The sequence below is a fragment of the Hymenobacter sp. 102 genome, assembly GCF_049949205.1.
In the GTDB taxonomy this organism is placed as follows: Bacteria; Bacteroidota; Bacteroidia; order Cytophagales; family Hymenobacteraceae; genus Hymenobacter.
Genome location: NZ_CP188172.1, coordinates 4,938,123 through 4,960,596, shown reverse-complemented (window position 1 = coordinate 4,960,596; position 22,474 = coordinate 4,938,123). Strand labels below are relative to the sequence as shown.

The 22,474-nt window shown below is 57.1% G+C and carries 14 protein-coding genes; all 14 read left to right on the top strand.

The genetic code is table 11. The annotated features are described in order from the left end of the window. The first annotated feature begins 474 nt into the window (after window positions 1–474). The 14 genes from ACN19L_RS21520 to ACN19L_RS21455 all read left to right on the top strand — a co-directional run bounded on the left by ACN19L_RS21520 (window position 475) and on the right by ACN19L_RS21455 (window position 22,428). A complete protein-coding gene (locus ACN19L_RS21520) occupies window positions 475–1,527 on the top strand; it encodes a tyrosine-type recombinase/integrase (RefSeq protein WP_426491443.1) in 1,053 nt (350 codons plus the stop codon). A gap of 101 nt (window positions 1,528–1,628) precedes the next feature. Then, on the top strand, window positions 1,629–2,387 hold the full coding sequence (locus ACN19L_RS21515) for a hypothetical protein (protein WP_426491442.1): 759 nt from the start codon (window positions 1,629–1,631) through the stop codon (window positions 2,385–2,387). Further along, window positions 2,371–2,916, top strand: coding sequence for a BREX protein BrxB domain-containing protein (locus ACN19L_RS21510; protein ID WP_426491441.1), 546 nt, complete (start codon window positions 2,371–2,373; stop codon window positions 2,914–2,916). Before ACN19L_RS21515 ends, ACN19L_RS21510 begins: the two co-directional genes overlap by 17 nt. A gap of 20 nt (window positions 2,917–2,936) precedes the next feature. Next, window positions 2,937–6,374, top strand: coding sequence for a BREX system P-loop protein BrxC (gene brxC, locus ACN19L_RS21505; RefSeq protein ID WP_426491440.1), 3,438 nt, complete (start codon window positions 2,937–2,939; stop codon window positions 6,372–6,374). A gap of 205 nt (window positions 6,375–6,579) precedes the next feature. Then, window positions 6,580–9,819, top strand: a complete 3,240-nt coding sequence (locus ACN19L_RS21500; RefSeq protein ID WP_426491439.1) for an Eco57I restriction-modification methylase domain-containing protein — start codon at window positions 6,580–6,582, stop codon at window positions 9,817–9,819. 55 nt (window positions 9,820–9,874) lie between these two features. Further along, a complete protein-coding gene (pglZ, locus tag ACN19L_RS21495; RefSeq protein ID WP_426491438.1) occupies window positions 9,875–12,208 on the top strand; it encodes a BREX-1 system phosphatase PglZ type B in 2,334 nt (777 codons plus the stop codon). 13 nt (window positions 12,209–12,221) lie between these two features. Then, a complete protein-coding gene (gene brxL / locus ACN19L_RS21490; RefSeq protein WP_426491437.1) occupies window positions 12,222–14,267 on the top strand; it encodes a protease Lon-related BREX system protein BrxL in 2,046 nt (681 codons plus the stop codon). Between the two features lie 39 nt (window positions 14,268–14,306). Further along, entirely contained in the window at window positions 14,307–16,397 is a 2,091-nt protein-coding gene (locus ACN19L_RS21485) for a GmrSD restriction endonuclease domain-containing protein (RefSeq protein WP_426491436.1), read from the top strand. A gap of 205 nt (window positions 16,398–16,602) precedes the next feature. Continuing rightward, window positions 16,603–17,553, top strand: a complete 951-nt coding sequence (locus ACN19L_RS21480; protein WP_426491435.1) for an Abi family protein — start codon at window positions 16,603–16,605, stop codon at window positions 17,551–17,553. A gap of 64 nt (window positions 17,554–17,617) precedes the next feature. Next, the gene (locus tag ACN19L_RS21475; protein WP_426491434.1) at window positions 17,618–18,013 is read left to right on the top strand and encodes a hypothetical protein; all 396 of its coding nucleotides are present in this window, start codon (window positions 17,618–17,620) and stop codon (window positions 18,011–18,013) included. A gap of 150 nt (window positions 18,014–18,163) precedes the next feature. Continuing rightward, window positions 18,164–18,703: a hypothetical protein gene (locus tag ACN19L_RS21470; RefSeq protein ID WP_426491433.1), complete on the top strand. Its 540-nt coding sequence runs from the start codon at window positions 18,164–18,166 to the stop codon at window positions 18,701–18,703. A 720-nt stretch (window positions 18,704–19,423) separates the two neighbouring features. Then, entirely contained in the window at window positions 19,424–20,551 is a 1,128-nt protein-coding gene (locus tag ACN19L_RS21465) for a replication initiation protein (RefSeq protein WP_426491432.1), read from the top strand. A gap of 98 nt (window positions 20,552–20,649) precedes the next feature. Beyond that, window positions 20,650–21,513, top strand: coding sequence for a hypothetical protein (locus ACN19L_RS21460; RefSeq protein WP_426491431.1), 864 nt, complete (start codon window positions 20,650–20,652; stop codon window positions 21,511–21,513). 3 nt (window positions 21,514–21,516) lie between these two features. Further along, entirely contained in the window at window positions 21,517–22,428 is a 912-nt protein-coding gene (locus ACN19L_RS21455) for a hypothetical protein (RefSeq protein WP_426491430.1), read from the top strand. The last annotated feature ends 46 nt before the right edge of the window (window positions 22,429–22,474 follow it).

The window sequence follows — 22,474 nt, the reverse complement described above, 5'->3', positions numbered from 1 at the left end:
CAGCTTAGTCGGTACCATGCTGATGGTGCACTAGCTTCGCAGGACTTTGCCCACTTACAACAAGCTCAACTCAAGCAGTGTAACCACCAGGTAATAACATTGCCTTGACCGCATAAATTGTATGAACAAAGTTCATCCTTGACGGGAGTCCTACACAGCCTAACTGGGATGAAAGAGAAAAGTGACTTCCGTGAATTTCTCATATCCTAAGACAAGGTACACCACTAGGTAATGGGCCTTTAAAAGCAACTCTGTTCGTGAGTAATATGATTTACCTACTCAATGGATTCTAGGAATCATAAGTGTTAATTATCATCCCCACTCTCCTTATCTGAATGATTAATTTTAAGTTATGATAAGCTTTACTTATCATAACTTATCTTTGCTCGTGAAAATCGGAGCAGTTTAGCCCGTTCCGCCACCTATTATATAAGGTGTGCGACAGCCCCGGCGTTGGCACCGCCGAACCATTCCATGAGCGAAGACCTGTCCCTTCTCCCAGCACCCGACGCTTCCCAATCGCTCAGCCACCACTTAGGCCGGGCCTCTGCTAAAGTCGTGGGCTTTCTGGAGGCCGGTCTGCAGGGCGCGGCCAACACGGAGCGGGCCTATACCTCGGACCTGAAAAGCTACGTGACCTTTTGCGAGCAGCACGGATTCGTCGCCGTGCCGGCCGACGTGGATACCCTCACGGAGTACGTCGCCTACCTGGCCTCCGAGAAAATCGAACCAGCACCTAGGGGCAGTCGGGGAAAAAAGAAGGGCCAGCAGCCGCTCACTGGGCCCCACGCACTGGCGACCATCAAGCGCCACCTGGCCGCCATCCGCAAAGCCCATCAGCTCGCGGGGCACCGGCTGCCGGCCACTTTGGATGCCCTTAATATCGTGATGGAAGGTATTGCCCGCACCCTGGGCAAGCGTCAGGAGCAGGCGCAGGCCTTCACCGTCGAGGAGCTGAAGCAGGCCATCCGCCGCATCGACTTAGAAACGTCAGCCGGCCTGCGCGACCGGGCCCTGTTGCTGCTGGGCTTCGCCGGGGCCTTCCGCCGCTCTGAGCTGGTGGACCTGAACATCGAGCAGCTGGAGTTTACGGAGCGGGCGTTGCTGGTGCATCTGGCCAAAAGCAAGACCAACCAATACGGGGCGGTCGAGGACAAAGCCATTTTCTACGCGCCCAACGCGGATTACTGCCCCGTGCGCTGCCTGCGCGCCTGGCTAAAGCTGCTGGACCGCACCACGGGGCCGCTGTTTGTGAAGATTCCCCGGGCCCGGCCGGGGCAGATGGCCGCCCCCTCGGACAAGCGGCTTTCGGACATATCCATCAACAAGCTAGTGCAAAAGCGACTCGGCCCCGATTACTCAGCGCACTCGCTGCGCGTGTCTTTTGTGACGGTGGCCGTGCTTAATGGGCAGTCCCATAAGGCCATTAAGAACCAGACCAAGCAGAAAACGGACGCCATGATTGAGCGCTACACCCAGCTCAACAACGTGGTATCTTACAATGCAGCCCAAAGCCTGGGGCTGTAATGGACACCCCGACAAGCCTTAACTAACGGGAGATTCCTATTACTTGTGCCCTCGCAATTGAGTAGCTTTACGCTAAAAGTCCTACCCTTATCTTAGCCTTTTTGCCGGCTTTTGTTTCGAAACAGTTGAGCACCACTACTACTATCCACACGAGCCGCACCATCATGTTTGCGGAGCTGGCCCGGGTGATGAATTACGCAGCCGGCAGCGGTACTTTTCACGATTCGCTGAGCGAGAACGTAGTAGGGAAGCGCACGAAATCGAATCTGGATAAAACCAACATTCTGCTCCAAAAGCTCTACACGTTTAATCCGCAGTACGCCCCGTTCCGGGCTTTTGCTTATTTCTGGCCCCTGGCCAGCGAAACCGACCAGCGCATCATGGCTTTGCTGCTCGCCCTGACGCGGGAGCCGCTGCTGGCCGAGAGTGCAGACCTGGTCCTGAACACGCGGCTGGGGGAATCCGCTACCGTGGAGCAATTCCTGGAAGGCTTGGAGCATCGGCATCCTGACCGGTACAGCAAGGGCAGCGCCCATGCCATTGCACAGCGCTTGGCCAGTTCCTGGAAGCAGGCCGGGTACCTGGAAGGCAAAGTGAAAACCCGCCGGGTGCAGCCCCAACCGCAACTCTACGCGGTGACTTATGCCCTGCTGCTGGCCTATCTACACGGGGAGCGAGGTGAGTTTATTCTGCGCAGCAAATGGGTTCAGGCGCTGGGCCTGCCCGAGGCCGAAGTGCGCAAGCTGGCCGCCGAAGCGGCCCTGCACAACCTGCTCCAGTATCAGGCTGCCGCCGCCGTTACGGTCTTTGCTTTCCCTCAACTCTATAAATTGCTCGACCTGCATGGCCTCGAAAGTTGAATCCCTGCTGCTGGCGTTCCAGTCGGTGCTGCGCGAGCCCTGGGCCAACACGCTTTCCGGCCACGAGCGGGTGTGGTTCCTGGTATATGACCCGGCGGAACAGCGAAAAATCGACCTGAACTTCGGCGACTTCGAGGTGGCAGCCAAGCAAGCCGGCAAGAAATGGCTGCTGGTCTCCCTGAAGCCCTGCTTTCCGCAGTGGATGGCTGCCCACAAATACCGGGAAAGCTACTTTGCCAAGCCAAGTGCCCTGATGACACAGCTGGAAGTCGGCTTCCGGCAGTACGCCATCGACTACCTGCGCACAGCCATCGAGGCGGGCCAGCCCGACGAGCAAACCCTGGTGGTGGTGCGGGACGCCGGCGCGCTATTTGGCTTCGTGCGCCTGGCCGATGTGCTGGAAGCTGTGGCCAGCAGCTGCCGCGGCCGGCTCCTGGTTTTCTTTCCCGGCGAATACAGCCAAAATCAATACCGTCTGCTGGATGCCCGCGACGGCTGGAACTACCTCGCCCGCCCCATCACGGGTTAATTCTCCTTGCTTACCCTTCCATGTTAAACCGCGACTTATTTACCCTCACCCCGCAATCCAGCAATCTGCTCAACGATGGGGTTGTTAATATCAACGCACAGGAACAAAAGATTGTCCGCTACGAGCTGGAGACTTTCGTGTGCGAAGGCGAATACGAGCGGGGCTTGCAGCGCATTCTGGATACTTACCTGAAGCATCTGGAAAAGCCGCAGCAGCCGGCCGTGTGGGTGAGCGGCTTCTTCGGCAGTGGTAAGTCGCACCTGGTGAAAATGCTGGGCTACCTGTGGGAGGATTTTGCGTTTCCTTCGGGCGATACCGCCCGGACTATCAAGCAACTGCCGACCCCGGTAAACGACCTGTTCGTGGAGCTGGGCCGCAAGCAGAAGGTGCAGGGCAAGCTGGCCGTGATTGGCACCTTGAAGGACTTTCCTTCGCCCGATATCCGATATTCCTTCCTCAGTCTGCTGCTGAAGGCACTGGACCTGCCGGCGCAGCTGCACCTGTTCAAATTCGTGCACTGGTGCATCAAGCAGGGCATTCACGATGAACTTGTAGCCCGCATGGAGGCAGAAGGAACCACGCTGGAAGAAGAAGCCCAGAACCTGTCGGTTTCGCCCATTCTGGCGCGGGCCGTGCTGGAGCTGCTGCCCAGCTTTGCCGATTCGGAAGCCCAGGTGCTGGACCGGTTTGAAACCAACTTCCGGCCCCAGAGCCCGAATGAAATGCTGAGCCGGGAGCAGCTGATTTACACCATCAAAAAGGAAATCCTGCCGCTGAAGTTCGGCGACAAGATTCCGTGTACCATCATCGTGCTGGATGAGGTGCAGCAGTTTATCGGGCAAGACAGCAGCCGCACCATTGAGATTCAAAACCTGGCCCAGGACCTCTGCGCCGAGTTTGAGGGCAAATTTCTGCTGGTGGCCACGGGCCAGAACGCCCTGACCGACACGCCCCAGCTGTTGCCCCTGACTCACCGCTTCTCGGTGAGCGTGCTGCTCTCGGATACCGACGTGGAAACGGTGACGCGTAAAACCGTACTGCACAAAAAGCCTTCGGCGGTAGTACCGCTCAATAAGCTGCTGGAAGACCGGCTGGGCGAGATTTCGCGCAACCTGAGCGGCTCGGATTTCAGCTACAGCACCGCCGAGCGGGAGCTGTTGAGCGCCGACTACCCCATGCTGCCTTCCACGCGCAAGTTTTGGAAGCGCATCCTACAAATCATCGACACCGCCGGCATGGACGGGCAGCTGCGCAGCCAGCTGCGCATCGTGAACGACGGGGTGAACGACGTGGCTCACAAGCCACTGGGCCACATCGTACCGGCCGACTTCGTGTTCTGGCAGAAAAAGGCCCAGATGTCGCAGAGCCCGGTATTGCTCAACGAAACGCTCAACCTGATTGAGCTGCAAAAGACCAAAGGGCCGCACGGTGAGCTGGAAAGCCGGATTCTGGCCGTGGTATTCCTGCTGGACCTGCTGCCCGACAACGTGCCGGGCAACAAAATCCAGGCCGACGACAACACCATTGCCGACCTGCTGCTCGACAACCTGAACCAAGCCTCGGATGACTTCCGCGAGCAAGTGAAGGCCGCCATTCAGCGGCTAGTGCAGCAGCAGCACCTGATGCAGATTGCGAACGAGTACCGCCTGCAAACGAAAGTAGGAGCCGAGTGGCAGCAGGAATACAAAAAGCACGAAGCCAAGCTGACCAACACCGGCGGCGACCAGATTCAGCGGGAGCTACGCGAACGTATCGTGAACTTCTTCAAGGAGCGGTCCAAGGCCATCAACATCGTGCACGGCACCTCCCGGGTGAAGCGCGACTTTGAAATCTGGGACCAGCTGACCACCCGCCCAACCACCGAAAACCGGCTGCTGTACGTCTGGATTCGGGATGGGTGGAACGACGGGGAAAGCCTGTTGCTTAACGAAATACGCAGTGAGGGCGCGGCCGTACCCCTGTCTTACGTGTACGTGGCCAAGTACCGGGATGCGGATATTCGCCGCGAAATTGTGCGCTACCTGGCTGCCGACCATACCTTAAAGGTAAAGGCCAATAACCTGTCGCCGGAATCGGAGCAGGCCCGGCGCAGCATGGCCACCCAGCGCGGCCTGGCCCACCAGGCCCTGCAGGATTTAATTGAAGCGGCGTGCAAAGAAGCGGCCGTGTACCTGGCCGGCGGCAAAAAAATCGACACCGGCGACGTAATGGCCGACGTGCGCGACGCCCTCGGCAGCCTGGCTGACCGGCAATTCCCGGAGTTCAAGGCTAAAGGGGACTTCACCGGCTGGGGCGCGGCCCTGACCAAGGCCATCGGCAACGCGCCCGACGCGCTGGCCAAAGTGGGCTGGAAAAACGACGTGAAAGACCACCCCGTGGCCGTGGAGATTCTGCGCTTCATGGGCAACGGCACCCACCAGGGCAAGGCCATTCGGCAGCACTTCATGAAGAGCCCCTACGGCTTCGAGCAGGACGCCGTGGACACCATGCTGCTGATGCTGCGCCTGACCGACCAGATTTCGACCACCGAAACCACCCTCAACCAGAGCAAGATTAGCGCGGCCGAGTTCCGGAAGGAAGTTCACTCCGTGGAGGCGAAGGACCGGGTGAAGCTACGTCAGCTGTTCGCCTCGGCGGATATCAAGTGCCAGTCGGGTGAGGAGCTGGCGGCCTCGGGCAACTACCTGCGCGCCCTGCTGGCCCTGGCCGACCGGGCGGGCGGCGAAGCGCCTATGCCCGCGCCGCCCAACACCCAGGCCCTGCACGACCTGGAAGGCCGCGAAGGCAATGAGCGGCTGCTGGGCCTGCTGGAGCAGCAAGCCGAGCTGCGCAAGCTCCACGCCGACTGGACCCAGCAAGCCGCCATTGCCAAGCAGCGCCAGCCACAGTGGCAGCTGCTGGCTGACCTGCTGCGCCTAGCGCCGGCAGTCTCGCCCGTCATCGAGCCCATCCGTGAGGAAGCCGACGCGCTGCGTGCCGGCCGCCTGCTGCTGCACGAGCCCGACCTGGTAGCGCCTCTGCTGGCGCGGCTGGCCGACGAGCTGAAAACCGCTCTAACCGAACGCAAACAACGCTACATCGACGACTACGATGCGCGCATGAACACGCTGCAGGCCGACTCCTATTTTACCAAGTTGGCCCAGCCGCAGAAGCATGACTTGCTAAGCCAGAACCAGCTGCTGAAGAAACCTGAACTAAAACCGCTGGACGCCGCCGGCCTGCTGAGCGACCTGCAAAAGGCCTCGTTGGAAACCTGGGAAACCAAGCTGGCCGCGCTGCCGGGGCAGTTTCAGGCGGTGCACGCGGCGGCCGTGAAGCTGACGCAGCCCAAAGCCCAGATGTACAAGCTGCCGCGCACCACCATTGCCTCGCGCCCTGAGCTGGAAGAGTACCTGAACGACCTCCGCGCCGAGTTGGAAGAAATGTTAGACAACGGGGAGTCGGTGATTCTGAACTAGACCTCACCTGGCCGTCATGCTGAGCTTGTCGAAGCATCTCTACCGCTTCGTCCGCAACGATGCAACGACGCGGTAGGATGCTTCGGCTACGCTCCGCTTCGCTCAGCATGACGTTCTTTTTGCTGCCTGCTGCTTACTTCCTACCGCCTGCTCGCCTGGCCCGCATATCCTATCCTTACCGCCCACCCTCCCGAACCAAACCCGCATGTCCGTCCTGACCGCGCCCCAACGGGGCACCCTCGAAAACACCGTCATCAAAGCCCGCAAGGTGGCCGAAACGGGCGCGCGCAACGCCCTGGCGGCGCTGGCCGTGGACCAGGCCGAGCCGTTTGGCCACCTCGACGCGGCCGGGCGGGAGCTGCGGGTACGCCTGCGGGCGAAAGGCCGGCTGCTGGGCGATACCCGCGCCGCCGATGGCCGCCAGCCGCTCGACCACCTGAACACCGAGCTGGCCTACGAATACTGGCACCGAATGCTGTTTGCCCGGTTTCTGGAAGCCAACCACCTGCTGATGTACGACGGCGTGAGCGTGACGCTGGAAGACGTGGCCGAGCTGGGCCCCGAGGATGGCTACGCCGACAAGTGGAGCGCCGCCGGGGCCTACGCCTCGCGGATGCTGCCGGCCATCTTCCGGCCCGAAGACCCGCTGCTGCAGGTGAGCTTCGCGCCCGACGACCGGATTGCGCTGGAAAGCCTGCTGGAAAAGCTGGAAGAAGCCATTTTCACCGCCGACGATGCTCTGGGTTGGGTGTACCAGTTTTGGCAGACGGAGCGCAAAGCGGAAATAAACGCCAGCGGCGACAAGATTGACGGGGCCCGGCTGCCGGCCGTGACGCAGCTCTTCACCGAGCCCTACATGGTGCATTTCCTGCTCGACAACACCCTGGGCGCATGGTGGGTGGCCCGCCACCCCGGCGAAAAGCCTCCCGTGCGTCTCGACTACCTGCGCCGCCTGTCCGATGGCCAGCCGGCCGCCGGCACCTTCGCCGGCTGGCCCGCCACTACGGCCGAGGTAACCCTGCTGGACCCCTGCATGGGCTCGGGCCATTTTGTGGCCGCCGCCTTCCCCATGCTGGCCCGGCTGCGGATGCATGAGGAAAACCTCAGCGCCGAAGAAGCCACTGACCGGGTGCTCACCGACAACCTGCACGGCCTGGAGCTGGATGCTCGCTGCACCCAGATTGCCGCCTTCAACCTCGCCCTCACCGTCTGGAAATTCTGCAAGGGTTACCGGCCCCTGCCGGTGCTGAACCTAGCGTGTAGTGGCCTGGCCCCTACCGGTAAAGTAGAGGAATGGCAACGCCTGGCGGGCACCGACACCCGCTTGCGCAACGGCATGAAGCGCCTCTATGAGCTGTTTCAGAAAGCCCCAGAACTAGGTAGCCTTATTGACCCTGCCACAGTAGCCGCTGACATTTACACAGCCAGCTTCGACGAACTACGGCCGATGCTGGAAACTGCCATTGCGCAGGAACAAGCCAAACACGACGATGAGCAGGTAGAGCGTGGGGTAGTAGCGCAGGGCATTGCGCTGGCGGGCAAGCTTCTAGCTCAGAAATACACCTTGCTCATTACCAATGTGCCTTACCTGGCGCGAGGGAAACAGGCTAAAGTGCTGGCACAATACTGCTCGGATTATTACCCACTTTCGAAAGCTGACCTAGCCACAACATTCTTAGAGAGGATGTTCAAAATAACCAAACAGGGCTGCACCGCTTGCAGTGTGATGCCCCAGAATTGGCTATTCATGTCCTCTTATAAGACCTTCAGAGAGAATCTTCTAAAAAGGAAGGATTGGAACACAATCATCAAACTTGGTCCGGGAGCCTTTAATGAAATTGGTGGAGAAGTGGTTAAGGCTATTTTAGTAGCTATAAGCAACGGGCTGAAATCAGAATCTGACACTCTACTCGGGCTCGATATATCAGATGCCAAAGGCACTTATAATAAGAACAACGCGCTTCTGACGGATGAACCCGTGTTAATGTCTCAGAAGCAGCAATTGAACAATCCAGATGCTCGTATTCTCATTGAAGATGGTTCCACACCCAAAAACAACTTGCCTCTTTTAGGCAAATACTGTACTTCATTCCAAGGAATCAAAACCGGAGATGATTTCAGATATAAAAGCTTTTTCTGGGACCAGCAAAATCTAAAAAACTGGAAACTGTCTTACGGTGGCCCGACTCAGGGCGCATCTTCTGGCGCTAGTTATGCTTTAAAGTGGTTGAACGCGAAGAATGATTTTGCTAGATACCAGGGTTTTAAAGCTTATGGCAGGGACGGCGTATACGTGACTAATGTAGGAAGCATAGTTGTAAGTGATTATCACAAAACAGCTTTCACTAGCGAAGTCACAATTGTAATTCCTAACGAAAAACACCACTTACCAGCAGTAAAAGCTTATTTAAGTTCAAAAGATTTTGAATCTGAGTTAAGAAAGATTGATTCTAATCTTGCTGTTTCAACGTCATCAGTTGTCAAAGTTCCCTTCGACCTAGCTCACTGGCAGAAAGTAGCCAAAGAACAATACCCTAACGGCCTGCCCCTGCCCTACAGCGACGACCCAACGCAGTGGCTGTTCCACGGCCACCCCGAGCCCAGCACGGCCCCGCTGCACGTGGCGCTGGCGCGGCTGCTCGGCTACCGCTGGCCCGCCGAAACCGATGCCGACATGGAGCTGGCCCCCGAAGCCCGCGCCCACCTGGCGGATATCCAACAGTACGACCACCTCACCGACCGCGACGGCATCGTGTGCCTGCCCCCCGTGAATGGCGAGCCAGCCGCCGCCGAGGCCTTGCGCACCTACCTGCAGGCCGTGTACGGCGCGGCCTACACCACCACCACTCTGGAAACGCTGCTGGGCCGCGAAGGCGCCAAGGGCAACCTGGACAAGTGGCTGCGCGAGGAGTTTTTCGCCCAGCACTGCAAGCTGTTTCAGCAGCGCCCCTTCCTGTGGCACATCTGGGACGGCCGCGCCGACGGCTTCAGCGCCATCGTCAATTACCACCAGCTCACCCGCGAGGGCCTGCAAAAGCTCATCTACACCTACCTCGGCGACTGGCTGCGGCAGTGCGAGCAGCAGGTGAAGCGCAACGAAAGCGGGGCCGACGGCCGCCTACTGGCCGCCCAGGCCCTCGACCGTAAGCTCAAAGCCATTCAGGCCGGCGAAAGCCCCTACGACATCTTCGTGCGCTGGAAGCCCCTCGCCCAGCAGCCTATGGGCTGGGAGCCCGACCTCAACGACGGCGTGCGCCTCAACATCCGCCCCTTCATGGAAGCCGAAGTGCTGCGCCGCAAGCCCGCCATCAAGTGGGGCACCGACCGGGGCAAAAACCCCGCCTCCGCCCCCTGGGGCGAGCTGCGCGACAACGACAAGCACTGCACCCTAGCCGAAAAGCGCGCCGCCCGCGACGCCGCCGAAAGTCAGAAGAAGCCCTCGTAGTCATCCTAGCTTCCCCCTGATTCGCTTCACCGCTCCGTAGCCCACTGCGCCCTCCATGCCCCCCAAGCTCACCCTGAAAGACAAAGTACTGGCCAGCCTGCGCGAGGTGGCCCAGCACAACAGCAGCAGTATGGTGCCGCCGGAGGTAATTCTGTGGCCCGACCCCGAGCGACAGTGGGAGGCCGTGCTGCCCCTGCTGCGCCCGGTGCTGCCCGAGCTGCTGACCTTGGGAGACTACAAAGCTGACCTGCGGCAAGGCCCGGCGGTGTGGCTGAAGTGCATGGTAGCCCGCACACTTCCCACCGCCGACTGGCCAGCCGGCACCATTCCGGTTATCTACCTGCCCGGCATTTCCAAGAAAGACCTCCGCACGCCCGAGCCGCAGGGTCTGCAGCTGGCCCCGCTGCGCGAATACCAGTTCACGGGCGTCGTTTGGCTGCAGGACAACGGCAAGGAATGGACCATCAGCGCCTTCATCCAGAACCCCGGCAGTGGCCAGGGCCGCCGCACCGCCACCGACACCGCCACCAAAGACACCCTGCTGCACGCGCTGCCCTGGCTGTTTGAGGAAAGCGAAACGCTCTACGGCAAGGGCACCCTCGATGCCGGCCACGTGCTGGCCGCCCTGTTCCCCGACGAGCCCGCCTGCGTGCTGCGCTGGCTGGAAGAAGGCGACGCCTACCTGGCCGGGCTGGAGCCGGGCCGCCAGGCCCTGTTCCGTACCCTCTGCGAAACCCGCTACGACTTCACGCCCGAGGCCAGCCAGCGCCTGGTGGTGGCGCAGTGGCTCGGCATTCGGCGGCAGGCGGTGTGGCAGCCCGTTTGGCAGCACTTCACCCACGCCCCGCACAAGTTCAAGGAACTGCCGGCCCTGCTCCGGCAAGCCCAGCCGCCTGGCCTGGGCGGTATGCTCACCACCAACCCCGAGAGCTGGCCCCAGGTAAACGAAGACCAGGAAACCGTGCTGCGCCAGGGCTTAGTGAAAGCCGCGGCCCAGCTACCGCCCGCCGCCGCCGCCCAGCTGGCCGCGTTGGAGGCCGCCCACGGCATGCGCCGCGCCTGGGTGTGGGCCGATTTGCAACAAGCCCCGCTGGCGCAGGCTCTGCCGCACCTGCTGCACCTGGTGCAAGTGGCCACCGGCCCCGTGCCCAACCACGACCTGACTAAGCTGCGCCACTACTACGAGCAGCAGGGCTACCAGGCCGACCAGGCCATGCGCCTGGCACTGGCCGCCGTGAGCACCGGCCCCGATAAGGAAGCGGTGCAGGCAGTCGTTCGGCTGTTTTACCAGCCCTGGTTGGAGTTGGTCACTGACCGGTTTCAGCAACTACTGCGGGCCGATGCCAGCGCGCTGCTGCCCGCCAGTGTGCCGCCGCCCTCCGAAGAAGCCTTTGTGTTGTTCGTGGATGCCTTCCGTCTGGAAGTGGCCCAGGAATTTGTGGCGCAGCTCCGCCAGCAAGGCTACGAGGTGGAGCTGACCACGGCCTGGTCGGCCCTGCCCAGCGTGACGCCCACGGCTAAAGCCTGGTCGTCGCCGCTGGCCGGCATCGTGTCCCGCCAAAGCGCAGTAGCCGACTTCGTGCCCCAGCTAGCCGATTCCGGCAAAGTGCTGAACACGGCCAACTTTCGTGGTGCGCTGCCCCAGGTCGGCTACTCGTATCTACCCCTCGGCACCGCCCCACAAGCTGGGCAGCGCTACTGGCAGGAAATCGGCGACGTAGACACAAAGGGCCACGAGGAACAGGCGGGCATCGTGCACCGCATCCCCGAGCTGCTGCGCCGGGTGAAAGAAGCCGTTGACCGGGCTCTGGAGGGCGGCGCCCCGCGCATCCGCCTCGTCACCGACCACGGCTGGCTGCTACTGCCGGGCGGCCTGCCCAAAGAGCAGCTCTCGAAAGACCTGGTGGATACCCGCTGGGGCCGCTGCGCCCTGCTGAAGCCCGGAGCCACTTCCTCCCTGCTGCAACTGCCCTGGAGCTGGAATCCGCAGGAATTCATCACCTACGCGCCAGGCATTTCCTTTTTCAAGGCCAACGTGGAGTTTGCCCACGGGGGCCTTTCCCTACACGAATGCCTCGTGCCGGTGCTCATCATCAGCAAGGGCGGTGCCGCGGCAGGCCCGGTCAGCGGCAAAATCACGGCTCAAAAATGGGTGAACCTACGCTGCACCGTGGCCGTGGAAGACGCGCCCGAAGGGTCCGTAGTTGACCTACGTACCTCCCTGACAGATGCGGGCTCCTCTCTGTTGCTGCACCCGCCCAAAGCCGTTGCCGGGGGCAAGGCCTCGCTGATGGCCGATGACGCCAAGCAGGGTCAGCCGGCTATTTTGGTGCTCCTGGGACCGGACAATACGATTCTGGATAAACAGTCCACGCTAGTGGGCGAATGATGTTGCGCACGTTATGGAATTAGATACCATTGACCACATTGCCGCTCGCGCCTTCGAGGGCTTTATCGTGCGCAAAGACTTGCTGGAGCAGTTCCGCAAGACCTACCCGGTGCCCACTTACGTTATCGAGTTTCTGCTGGGGCGCTATTGTGCCACCACCGACGAGCAGGAAATTCAGGAAGGCCTGGAGATAGTGAAGCGGCAGCTGGCCGACCGCACCGTGCGGCCGGGCGAGGAGGAATACTTCAAGTCCAAAGCTCGCGAGAAAGGCTCCATCAAGCTCATTGACATCATCACCGCGAAGCTGGATGCCCGCACCGACAGCTACGTGGCCACCCTGCCCAGCTTGCGCCTGAATAACGTGCGCATCGCGCCGGAGATGGTGAACGAGAACGACCGGATGCTGACGGGCGGCTTCTACGCCGAAGTGGAGCTGGACTACGACCCCACCATTGCTCAGGAAAACAGCGGCCGGCCGTTCGGCATTGCCAGCCTGCGGCCCATCCAACTCTCCCAGCGCAACGTGCTGAATGAGCTGTATCGGGGCCGGGAGCAGTTTACGCTGGCCGAGTGGCAGGACTTTCTGGTGCGCAGCGTGGGCATGGAGCCCGGCGGCATGAGCGAGCGGGCCAAAAACGTGCTTTTCGTGCGGATGCTGCCCTTCGTGGAGCGCAACTATAACCTGGTGGAGCTGGGGCCGCGTGGTACGGGCAAGTCGCACCTGTACCAGCAGATTTCGCCCTATTCGCACCTGGTATCGGGAGGTAAAACCACCGTCACCAAAATGTTTGTGAACCTGAGCAACGGGGAGCGGGGCCTGGTGTGCAAGTACGACGTGGTGTGCTTCGATGAAGTGTCGGGCGTGAGCTTCGACCAGAAGGACGGCGTGAACATCATGAAGGGCTACATGGAAAGCGGGGAGTTCAGCCGCGGCAAGGAGCCTATTCGCGCCGATGGGGGCGTGGTGCTGGTCGGCAACTTTGACGTGGACGTGGAGCACCAGCAGCGCGTGGGGCACCTGTTCGGTCCGTTGCCCAAGGAGATGCGCGACGACACGGCCTTTATGGACCGCATCCACGCCTTCGTGCCCGGTTGGGACTTCCCTAAGCTGCACAAGGCCTACTTCACCACCCATTTTGGCCTGGTCAGCGACTTCCTGGCTGAGTGCTGGACGCGGCTGCGCGACACCAGCCGGATTTCGGCCGTGCTGCCTCGGGTGGATTTCGGCGGGGCCCTAAGCGGCCGCGACACCACTGCCGTGCACAAAACCATCAACGGCCTGCTGAAGCTGATGCAGCCCGACCCAGCGGCCCCCATCTCGGACGAACTGCTAGAATGGGCCGTGAAACTGGCCTTGGAATACCGCCGCCGGGTAAAAGAGCAGCAGAAGCGCATTGGCTCGGCTGAGTTTCGCAACACCCATTTTAGCTACCGCCTGGGCGTGGACGGCATCGAAACCTTCGTTACGACGCCCGAACTGCACAGTGAGAATACCATTGGCGAAGACCCCCAGCCCCCCGGACAGGTGTGGACGCTGAATACGGGAGGCACCGATGAGCCTGCGGGCCTTTACAAAATTGAAGTCAACGTGGGTCCGGGCAGTGGGGTGAAAGTGCTCAACCGGCCGGCCCCGCCCGCTTTCCAGGAAAGCGTGCGCTTCGCCGAGCAAAACCTCTACAGCAAAGCCAAGGAGCTGCTGGGCGACCGGGAGCCCCGCGCCCACGAATTCTCTGTGCAGCTGCGCTCTTTTGATGCCTCCAAAAACGGCAGCGGCTTGGGCATGGGGGTGCTAATTGCGCTGTGTAGCTCGCTGCTGGAAAAGAGCACCAAGGGCGGCCTGGCCCTGGTGGGGCAGTTGAACCTGGGCGGCTCAATAGACCTGGTTTACAACGCCGTCAACCTAGCGGAGCTGGCCGTGGAGAAGGGGGCCTCTACCTTGCTCATTCCGCTCAATGCTCGCAAGCAGCTCAACGACCTCTCGGATGAGATGATTACCAAAATCAACATTCAGTATTACACCGATTTGCGTGACTGTCTGCTGAAGGCCCTGCAGGATTAACCGCCCCTGGCTTATCAAACATACGCTACCTCCCTACCCATGAAAGCCAAGCAGGCCAACCTCCTCAAGTTTCTGCAAACCTCGAAGCAGTTCATCATCCCGATTTATCAGCGGACCTACAGCTGGCAGGAAAGCCAGTGCCAGCAGCTGCTGCACGACATTATCGGCATCAGCAAAGCCGAAGACAATGCCGGGCACTTTGTCGGGTCGGTGGTCTACTTTGAGCAGGACCACCACAACGCGTCGGAGGTACCGGAGCTGCTGATTATTGACGGCCAGCAGCGGGTCACGACGCTGACGCTGTTATTGGCAGCGCTGGCGGAACTGGTGCAGCAGTACCCTGACGTGCTGGAAAGCACCTCGGCCACCAAGCTGAAAAACTACTATCTGTTCAATGCCGAAGAAGAGGGTGCGCTTCGCTACAAGCTCATGCTCACCCGGGGTGATAAGCAGTCCTTAATTGACGTGCTGGAAGGGCATCCCAAACCACCCGTCGAGGTGGCCAGCAACGTGCGGCGCAACTACGAATACTTCCGCAAGCACCTGACCCTGGAAAATGCCCGGACGGTATATGCCGGCCTGCAGCGGCTATTTATCGTGGATGTGGCGCTGGAGCGCGGCGTTGACAACCCGCAGATGATATTCGAGAGCATGAACTCGACGGGGCTGGCGCTTTCGCAGGCCGACCTGATTCGAAACTACGTACTCATGGGCCAGGAGCCTAAAACGCAGGCTCGGCTCTACGAGCACTATTGGTTCCCGATGGAACAGCTGTTTGGGGAGCACTACGCGAACTACTTCGACTGGTTTGTCCGGGATTATCTGACGCTCAAAACCGGGCATATTCCCCGCATCGACGGGGTGTATGCCAGCTATAAAACCTTCCTGAAAGACACGAAAGTGCCCGCGGTGGTGGAAGAGCGGCTACGCGACCTGCACCGCTACGCCGGGTATTACGTGCGCATCGTGCTGCCCGAAGCCAATCACGAAGCGGACGTGCGGCTGCGCAGAGCGCACCAGGATTTGTTGGAGCTGCGGGCCGATACCGCTACCCCGTTTCTGCTGGAAGTATACGCGGACTACGAAGACGGGCATCTGACGGCCGAGGAGCACGAGCAGGTGGTTCGCCTGATTGAGGCCTATGTGTTCCGGCGCGTCGTGTGCGGCATTCCCACCAATAGCCTGAACAAAACCTTCGCGGCCTTGGGGCGGCTGGTTCGCAAGCCACAGTACCTGGAAAGCCTGTATGCGGCCTTTCAGCTAAAAGACAGCTACCGTCGCTTTCCCACGGACGCGGAGTTTAAGCGCGAGTTTCAGGACCGGGATTTATACAACCTGCGGCTCCGCAACTACATCCTTGACCGGCTGGAAAACTTCGGGCGCAAAGAGCGGGTGCTGGTCGATGAATACACCATCGAGCATATTCTGCCCCAGAACGAAAACCTATCCAAAGCCTGGCGGGATGAATTGGGACCGGAGTGGCGTCGGATACAAGAGGAACGTCTGCACACCATCGGCAACCTCACGCTGACGGGCTATAACTCCCGGTTGAGCGACAAGCCGTTTGCTTTCAAGAAAACAGTGGAGGGAGGCTTTGCCGACAGCCCCATCCGCCTGAATGCCGGCGTAGCCAAGGAAGCCCAGTGGACGGAGGACGCCATCAAGCGGCGCGGGCAGACCCTGGCCACGAAGGCCCTGAAAATCTGGGTGGCCCCGGCATTAACCGACGCGCAGTTAACCCCCTACCGTGAACCGGAGGCCGCTGCCGATGGGGAGTACAAATTGGAGCAGTTTAACTTTCTGACCGGCGAGATGGGCGATTTATTTCATGCCTTTCAGAAGCGAGTGCTCAACCTGGATGCCACGGTTAAGCAGGAGGTAAAGAAGCTGTACATCGCCTTCAAGCTGGACACCAACTTTGTGGACGTCATACCGCAGAAAAGCCGGCTACGCCTTTCGCTGAACTTACCCTTTGAAGAAATTCGGGACCCTCGCAACCTCTGCAAGGATGTGCGGGGCCTGGGCCGCTGGGGCAATGGGGAGGCAGAAGTCGGCCTCGCCTCGCCCGCCGACCTGGACGATGCCATGCATTTAGTCCGGCAAGCCTACGAATGGCAACTGGAGAACTGAGTGCCGGAGCCAGCAGTTCGTTCGTATTGACTTTTCTTTCCGAAAGCCGTATCTTTGCCCTACAAAAAAAGTATCCGCCACATCGGCTTTGCCGGTGCTGTTTGGTTGGTACCGTAAAATTCTTCGGTCACAAGTTTCGGCTTGCTGTTTGACCGGAAGCCCACCCCGCTGAGGGTGGGTTTTTTTTTGCCTGCCGTTCTGCCCTATGCCGCCCCGTCCCATCCGCCACTTCACCAAGCCAGCTATTGATTTTACCCAGCAGCTGCAGAAGCTGCAGGCTAGGGGCTTGGTGGTGGCAGACGAGCCGCGAGCCCTGCGTTACCTGGCCAACATCAGCTATTACCGACTCAGTGGCTACTGGGGCAGCTTTCTGGTGCCGGGTACTAGCCAGTTTCAGCCCGGCACTACTTTCGACGACATTCTGCACCGTTATCAGTTCGACAAGCAGCTGCGCCTACTCTGCCTGGAAGCCATTGAGAGGCTGGAAATATCGTTTCGCACCCAAATCATTTACCACATCACCCGCTATACCGGCGACAACAACTGGTACGAGCAGGCCCGCTTCTTCAAGCGCGGCACCCCGGCGGAACAGGCGGCTTCCTCCAAACTCCTTTCCACTATTCGGGGGGAGTTGGACCGTGCTAAAAGCAAAACATTTATCGCCGATTACTACCACTTCTACGACCAGCCGCGTAACCCGCCCGCCTGGATGGTGCTGGAACTGCTCTCCTTCGGCACACTCTATAACCTGTTTACCCAGTTTGTGGACACCACGCCCAAGCTGGCCATTGCCAACCATTTCAACCTAGCGTTACGGGTGTTTGACTCCTGGATGCAAAGCATCAACGATGTCCGCAACAAGTGCGCGCACCACGACCGGCTCTGGGACATTTCCATGAAGCCCATGCTCTCCAATCAGCGGGGCCACGCCGGCTACTGGCTTACGGAACACAATGTCACGGCCATCAACACCAAAATTTATTACACCCTCTCCATCTTCAACTTCCTGATGGTGAAGGTCAGCCAGACCTCCAGCTTTGGACGGCGCGTGGTAGCGCTACTGCGCGAATACGACCTCATTACGCCGGGCCTACACCGGCAACACATGGGTTTTCCGGCCGGCTGGGACCAGGAGATTATGTGGCTGGAGCCATAGATACCGGCAATATTAGCGTTGTTTCCCCCTCTGTACCATCATTTTTAGTTCTGCCCCAGACCGTATGACGTTTGATGATGATTCCGCCGCACGTTTTGAAGCCGATTTTCCCTCGTTCGACGCTTCGTTTGCCGTGACGTATGAAGACGCACTACGCCTGGTGCGGGGGTATCTGCGCGCTTACGAGCCGGCGGCCCTGCCGGAGCTACTGAACCGCTGCGCGGACCTGGGCGTGGCAGTTGATGCGCAGCAGCTGGACTGGGTATACTATGGCCCCCTTGTTAAGCAGGAGCCCAAGCTGATTCAAAGCCTACTGGATGTCTTCGGCTACCAAGCTACCTTGTTGGGCTTTGATGTCGGGCCGACACGGGGTAAGATGCGCTACATGCTCTTCCTGAAGACAAAGGGTCGTCTGGCTCGCTTTCAACAGGAACTGGCAGACTTTGATGCGGAAGTATAGAAGCGGCTGTTCTTCCAATTGGGCGGATTTACACGCTAAGCATTGCGTTGGCTCGCGCACGGGCCACTAGAGTTGGAGCAGAATTTCCCGTTAAGGAGCAGTACAGCTTCTCCGTATTTTTGAGCTTCCTCCTTCCTATCGTTCCTGCGCATGGACCAGCTCCGCATGATAGAATACCAGCCGCGCTACTGGCGCGTGGTGTATCCGGCAGTCGTGCTGGAGCACGAAGCGTTATTCCAGCAGGGTAAAGCGCTGCACACCTCTGCGCCGCAAGAGGCGGAGCGAATCTACCGGCGTATTATGGCCGCCTGCGGGGAACTGCACCTAGACGCGGTTTCGCATTTGGGAATGCTGCTCAATAACCGAACGCCCGGCTTGGGCCTTACCTATCTCATGCAGGCCTTTATGCAGGCCCGGCTACTGTTTCCCAAAGCCTTTGAGGAAGGCCGGGACGTATTGCTTTATGAGTCCACTGGTAATGGCTTCGTGCTAACGGCCTATTATGCCATGGGTGTCGAGTTGCAGAAAGCGAAGCGGTGGGCCGAGGCGCTGGCCCTATTTGAATTTCTAGTGCTTATCAATCCAAAGGACAACCACGGGGCAGGAAGGTGGATTGCGGGCCTGAAAGAGCGACTAGCTACCATGGGGGGCAATCCGGACCCAGCGGCAATTTCGCTGGTTAGACCTTAGCCTGTGGCAATCGACTCCGGAAAATTATGGAATCAGGTGGTGCTCCTGATGGCCTTATCGGTCAGCTTTTGGACTACATATCTAACCAAGGCCAAATCTGCGCTGTGTGGCGTCTTCGACCAGTGAAGCAGGTGCAGTTCAGTCCTTAATGGCTGCATCTCTCCTACGCGCTGTATCCTGGGTGGAACGGGCTGTTCGTTGTGTAGGCAGTGCCACGCTTTATCGGAATTAGCCGGCTTGGGGCAAGTCAAAGGAATGGCACGTAGGCGTAAGATGAGCAGTATACGCTTTATAAAAATAATAGTATTAAATAGTAAAAAAGTGCAATCCCATTTTTTGGCTTTTATGCTCTTTTTTACTGTTTTGTTTGTCTGCTTTTCGGGGTTCTGACGGGTTTTATACCATCCCTAAAAGCTTCCTTCTCGGGGAAACTACATAGTTGGAATTTTTACTGATTGTCTTTTAAAAAAGACAAGGTAGTTCACTATAAGGAGTAGGAAGCATTAAAAGGAGTTTTACCCCTACTGGCTGAACTGAATAAAAGGAGCTTTACCCCCACTCATTTCTCGATTAAAAGGAGTTTTACCCCTACCCTGGAAATGATTAAAAGGAGTTTTACCCCTACCTATTAGGAGTTGATAATTTCTTACTCCTTTTATTTCGTGTTACTTTGTCACTCTCTATCCCCAACTGTCCTTCTGCATTTGGAATCTAGCCGCTATGAGTAACAAGAAAGTGACCACCGCCTCGCTACCCCTGGGGCTGGTCTACGAGCCGCAGCACAAGGAGCTGGTGAAGCAGCATTGGAACGTAACCTTCTCCCGGCAGCGGAAGATGAGCGTGCTGGCGAAGCGTATTATGGCACGGGTGCTCGACCAAATCCGGGATGATGACTTTGAGCTGCGGCCCTTCTACCAGATGCGCGTCAGCGACGTGGTAGTGGACGCCGGCGTGAAGGCCGAAACCGTCTATAAAGAGGTGGAGGGTGCTATTCTGGAACTGCTGGCGGTTATCTGGACATTCAAGAGCCCGGACTCGTCGGAGTGGCGGGCCCGCCACCTGCTCGATACCAGTAAGGATGAGACGGCCGGGTATAAAAACGGTATTATATCTATACCGCTGAATCCGGCGCTATCCGACTACTTCATCAACGTAGCCCATTATACCAGCTACCAGCTCTCGCACTATATGCGGCTGAAAAGCTGGTACTCCATGCGGTTCTTCGAGATACTATCTGCGTTCAAGGATACCGGCTTCTGGGAAGTTACCATTGAGGAATACCGGACGCTGATGGATTGCGGCCCGGTGCTGGACAAGCGCCAGCAGCCCAAAAAAGACAAGTCCGGCAAGGTGCTCATGAAGTACCCGCTGGTGAAAGACCTGGTGCACTACACCACTAAAGAGCCGCTGGAGGAGCTGGCCGAAAGCGACGTGGCCTTTACCATGCAGCCTGTCTACGAAGCTGAGCGGGCCACCCGGGGCCGGCCCCGGATTGTGCGGCTACGCTTTGAGTTAAATCAGAAGCAGCAAACCAAGATTCCGGCCTCCTGGCTGGCCGACCCGGTCACGGCCTCACTCATCGAGCGACTCCGCGCCTGGAAGGTCACTGACCGCAACATCGCGCTTCATGCCCCTACCCTGGGCCGCGACGGGGTAAAGAAGATTCTGCGGGAGTGGGACCTGAAAGCTATTCATCCAACGGACCGCATCAACAGCAAGGAAAAGTATTGCAACACGGCTATTTCGCGGGCGGCGAAGCAGTTACTGGCCGAGCAGAAAGCCGAAGCGCTGCAGGTTCGCAAGGACCTGCAGCTTGGCCTGTTCGCGACGGCAGCCGACAAAACGTAACTAGCGTTTGAGGTTTACCTTACATGCTCGTAGGGGGAGGCCACAAAAAAAAGAGAATCCATATCTTCACTGACCTTTAACCTTCAAAACACAAGCTTGTGTCGACCACTGAAATCCTCAAGGAAGCATATACGCTCATCGACAATAAAATTAGCCAAAGTACATTTATCGACATAAGTGAAACGATTATTGACTCTTTGATAAAAAAATTTGGCAAAGGCACCGTTAGCAGATACGCTGGCAGCGATGACACCAGTGAAATAAACAATGTGTTAACCCATGTCATAGAAGTAGGGAGCCTGAAGGCAATGAAGGACGCAGGGTTGATAATTAATACTAACACTTTGACGGATAGATGCATTGCGACTGCTTTCATTATGAATCATTCGCTTGCCCAAGTTTTAAAACAAAAGGGTGCTTTTAATTATAGCCGCGATGGCTATTTTACATTCGATGGTGTTCAGATTCTAGCTGGGAGAATCCATGAACTTTGTGGCATTCATCTTAGCTATAACAATCTGCCTCAACATGTGAAGAATGACACATTTACAGTAGACGAATTATTCACATTCTATTTAGGAGATTATTATGTTAAAAAGAATATTCCCCCATTCTCTATTGTTTGCAAACCTTCTGTAGAAACTATTAACTATGGTTCCATCGCTTCTGAGAAAAATCTTGCAGACGCTATGAAGTCATGGGAAAATTGCTTGTTTGATATAAGCAACAGTCAACTAAGAGTTTCGCATAATGGTGAGATAATATTTGAAAGCCCTCTTGAGCTGATTGAAGCTGACGAAATTTATGAAACGTTTTTAGGCAATATCAACTCGTTTCAGAAATTTAGATTCCTCAAATCCGGTAATACAGCATCGCTCATCATGAATGCTGTGCATAAGAAGCATCAGTTTACCATAGCAAGCGTACTACCGCACGGCTTTGCAATAACCTATACGTACTAAAACATGTCACATGCACTAAGTACAGAGTACATAATGCACATAAGCTCGTATTTCAAGAACAATAACTCTCTTTATCCTCCAGGCATGGTTGCAATAAACCTCGAACTACTTAGCGAGGTGTCACTGCCAGGTTCTGACCTGCCTTATAATTCTATAACCAATAGGTATGTTCATTGGGAGTTAATGAATACTCCAAAGCAATCATCCAGTGTTTTTGAGCTTGCAGACACAATGATGATATATTTTTGGAATTACTGGACCATGCCAGTTGAATTTTGCTCAAGCTATTATGGAGGAGATTGGTATTACGACGGCAAGAACCTTAATTTCGTAAAAATTGATTTTGAGAAACAATGGAGAATTCTTCATGTTATTTCTCAACTGTCAACCGCAAGATGCTCACCGCATGGCCCTTATTTGTTAAAGATTTCTAATATGCTTTACAAAGAAGATGCGAAAATTGCAGTAGCAATGCTAATGCTTGGGATAGAATTTGATATTATCATTGACTTCCTTGGTAGAGATATCATAAAACAAGCCCTTAACAGCATTCGAGATAAAAGGCAATATATCAGAAATAATAAATATAAAGCAAATTATGATACTGTTATCAGTTTTATTCTTGAAAAAGAAAAATCTTTAGACAATATATACTTACTTGAAAGACTAATGACTTTTTTCAATGTTTACAGTGATGCATTTAAGTTTTTAAGAATTTTACAGTTAGATACAAAGGGAGTAGGCAAGACCTTTGGAGAGCTTGACAACATTGCGGATTACAACAAATACTTGACTTTAGAAAGTATATTTTCAATTAGTAAACATAAAGAAGAAATGTCTGCTTGGTATCAGCGTAGAGAGTTGAGTTTGGGACCAAGAAAATACTATGCGTATACATATCATGAGAAGAAGTGAGTTATAAAATATCCAATTACAAGGCTTAAGCAGCACCGTGAGCTTT

Coding starts and splice junctions, on each gene's coding strand:
- ACN19L_RS21520 (WP_426491443.1), top strand. CDS start 475: ATGAGCGAAGACCTGTCCCTTCTCCCAGCACCCGACGCTTCCCAATCG.
- ACN19L_RS21510 (WP_426491441.1), top strand. CDS start 2,371: ATGGCCTCGAAAGTTGAATCCCTGCTGCTGGCGTTCCAGTCGGTGCTG.
- brxC (WP_426491440.1), top strand. CDS start 2,937: ATGTTAAACCGCGACTTATTTACCCTCACCCCGCAATCCAGCAATCTG.
- ACN19L_RS21500 (WP_426491439.1), top strand. CDS start 6,580: ATGTCCGTCCTGACCGCGCCCCAACGGGGCACCCTCGAAAACACCGTC.
- pglZ (WP_426491438.1), top strand. CDS start 9,875: ATGCCCCCCAAGCTCACCCTGAAAGACAAAGTACTGGCCAGCCTGCGC.
- brxL (WP_426491437.1), top strand. CDS start 12,222: ATGGAATTAGATACCATTGACCACATTGCCGCTCGCGCCTTCGAGGGC.
- ACN19L_RS21485 (WP_426491436.1), top strand. CDS start 14,307: ATGAAAGCCAAGCAGGCCAACCTCCTCAAGTTTCTGCAAACCTCGAAG.
- ACN19L_RS21480 (WP_426491435.1), top strand. CDS start 16,603: ATGCCGCCCCGTCCCATCCGCCACTTCACCAAGCCAGCTATTGATTTT.
- ACN19L_RS21475 (WP_426491434.1), top strand. CDS start 17,618: ATGACGTTTGATGATGATTCCGCCGCACGTTTTGAAGCCGATTTTCCC.
- ACN19L_RS21470 (WP_426491433.1), top strand. CDS start 18,164: ATGGACCAGCTCCGCATGATAGAATACCAGCCGCGCTACTGGCGCGTG.
- ACN19L_RS21465 (WP_426491432.1), top strand. CDS start 19,424: ATGAGTAACAAGAAAGTGACCACCGCCTCGCTACCCCTGGGGCTGGTC.
- ACN19L_RS21455 (WP_426491430.1), top strand. CDS start 21,517: ATGTCACATGCACTAAGTACAGAGTACATAATGCACATAAGCTCGTAT.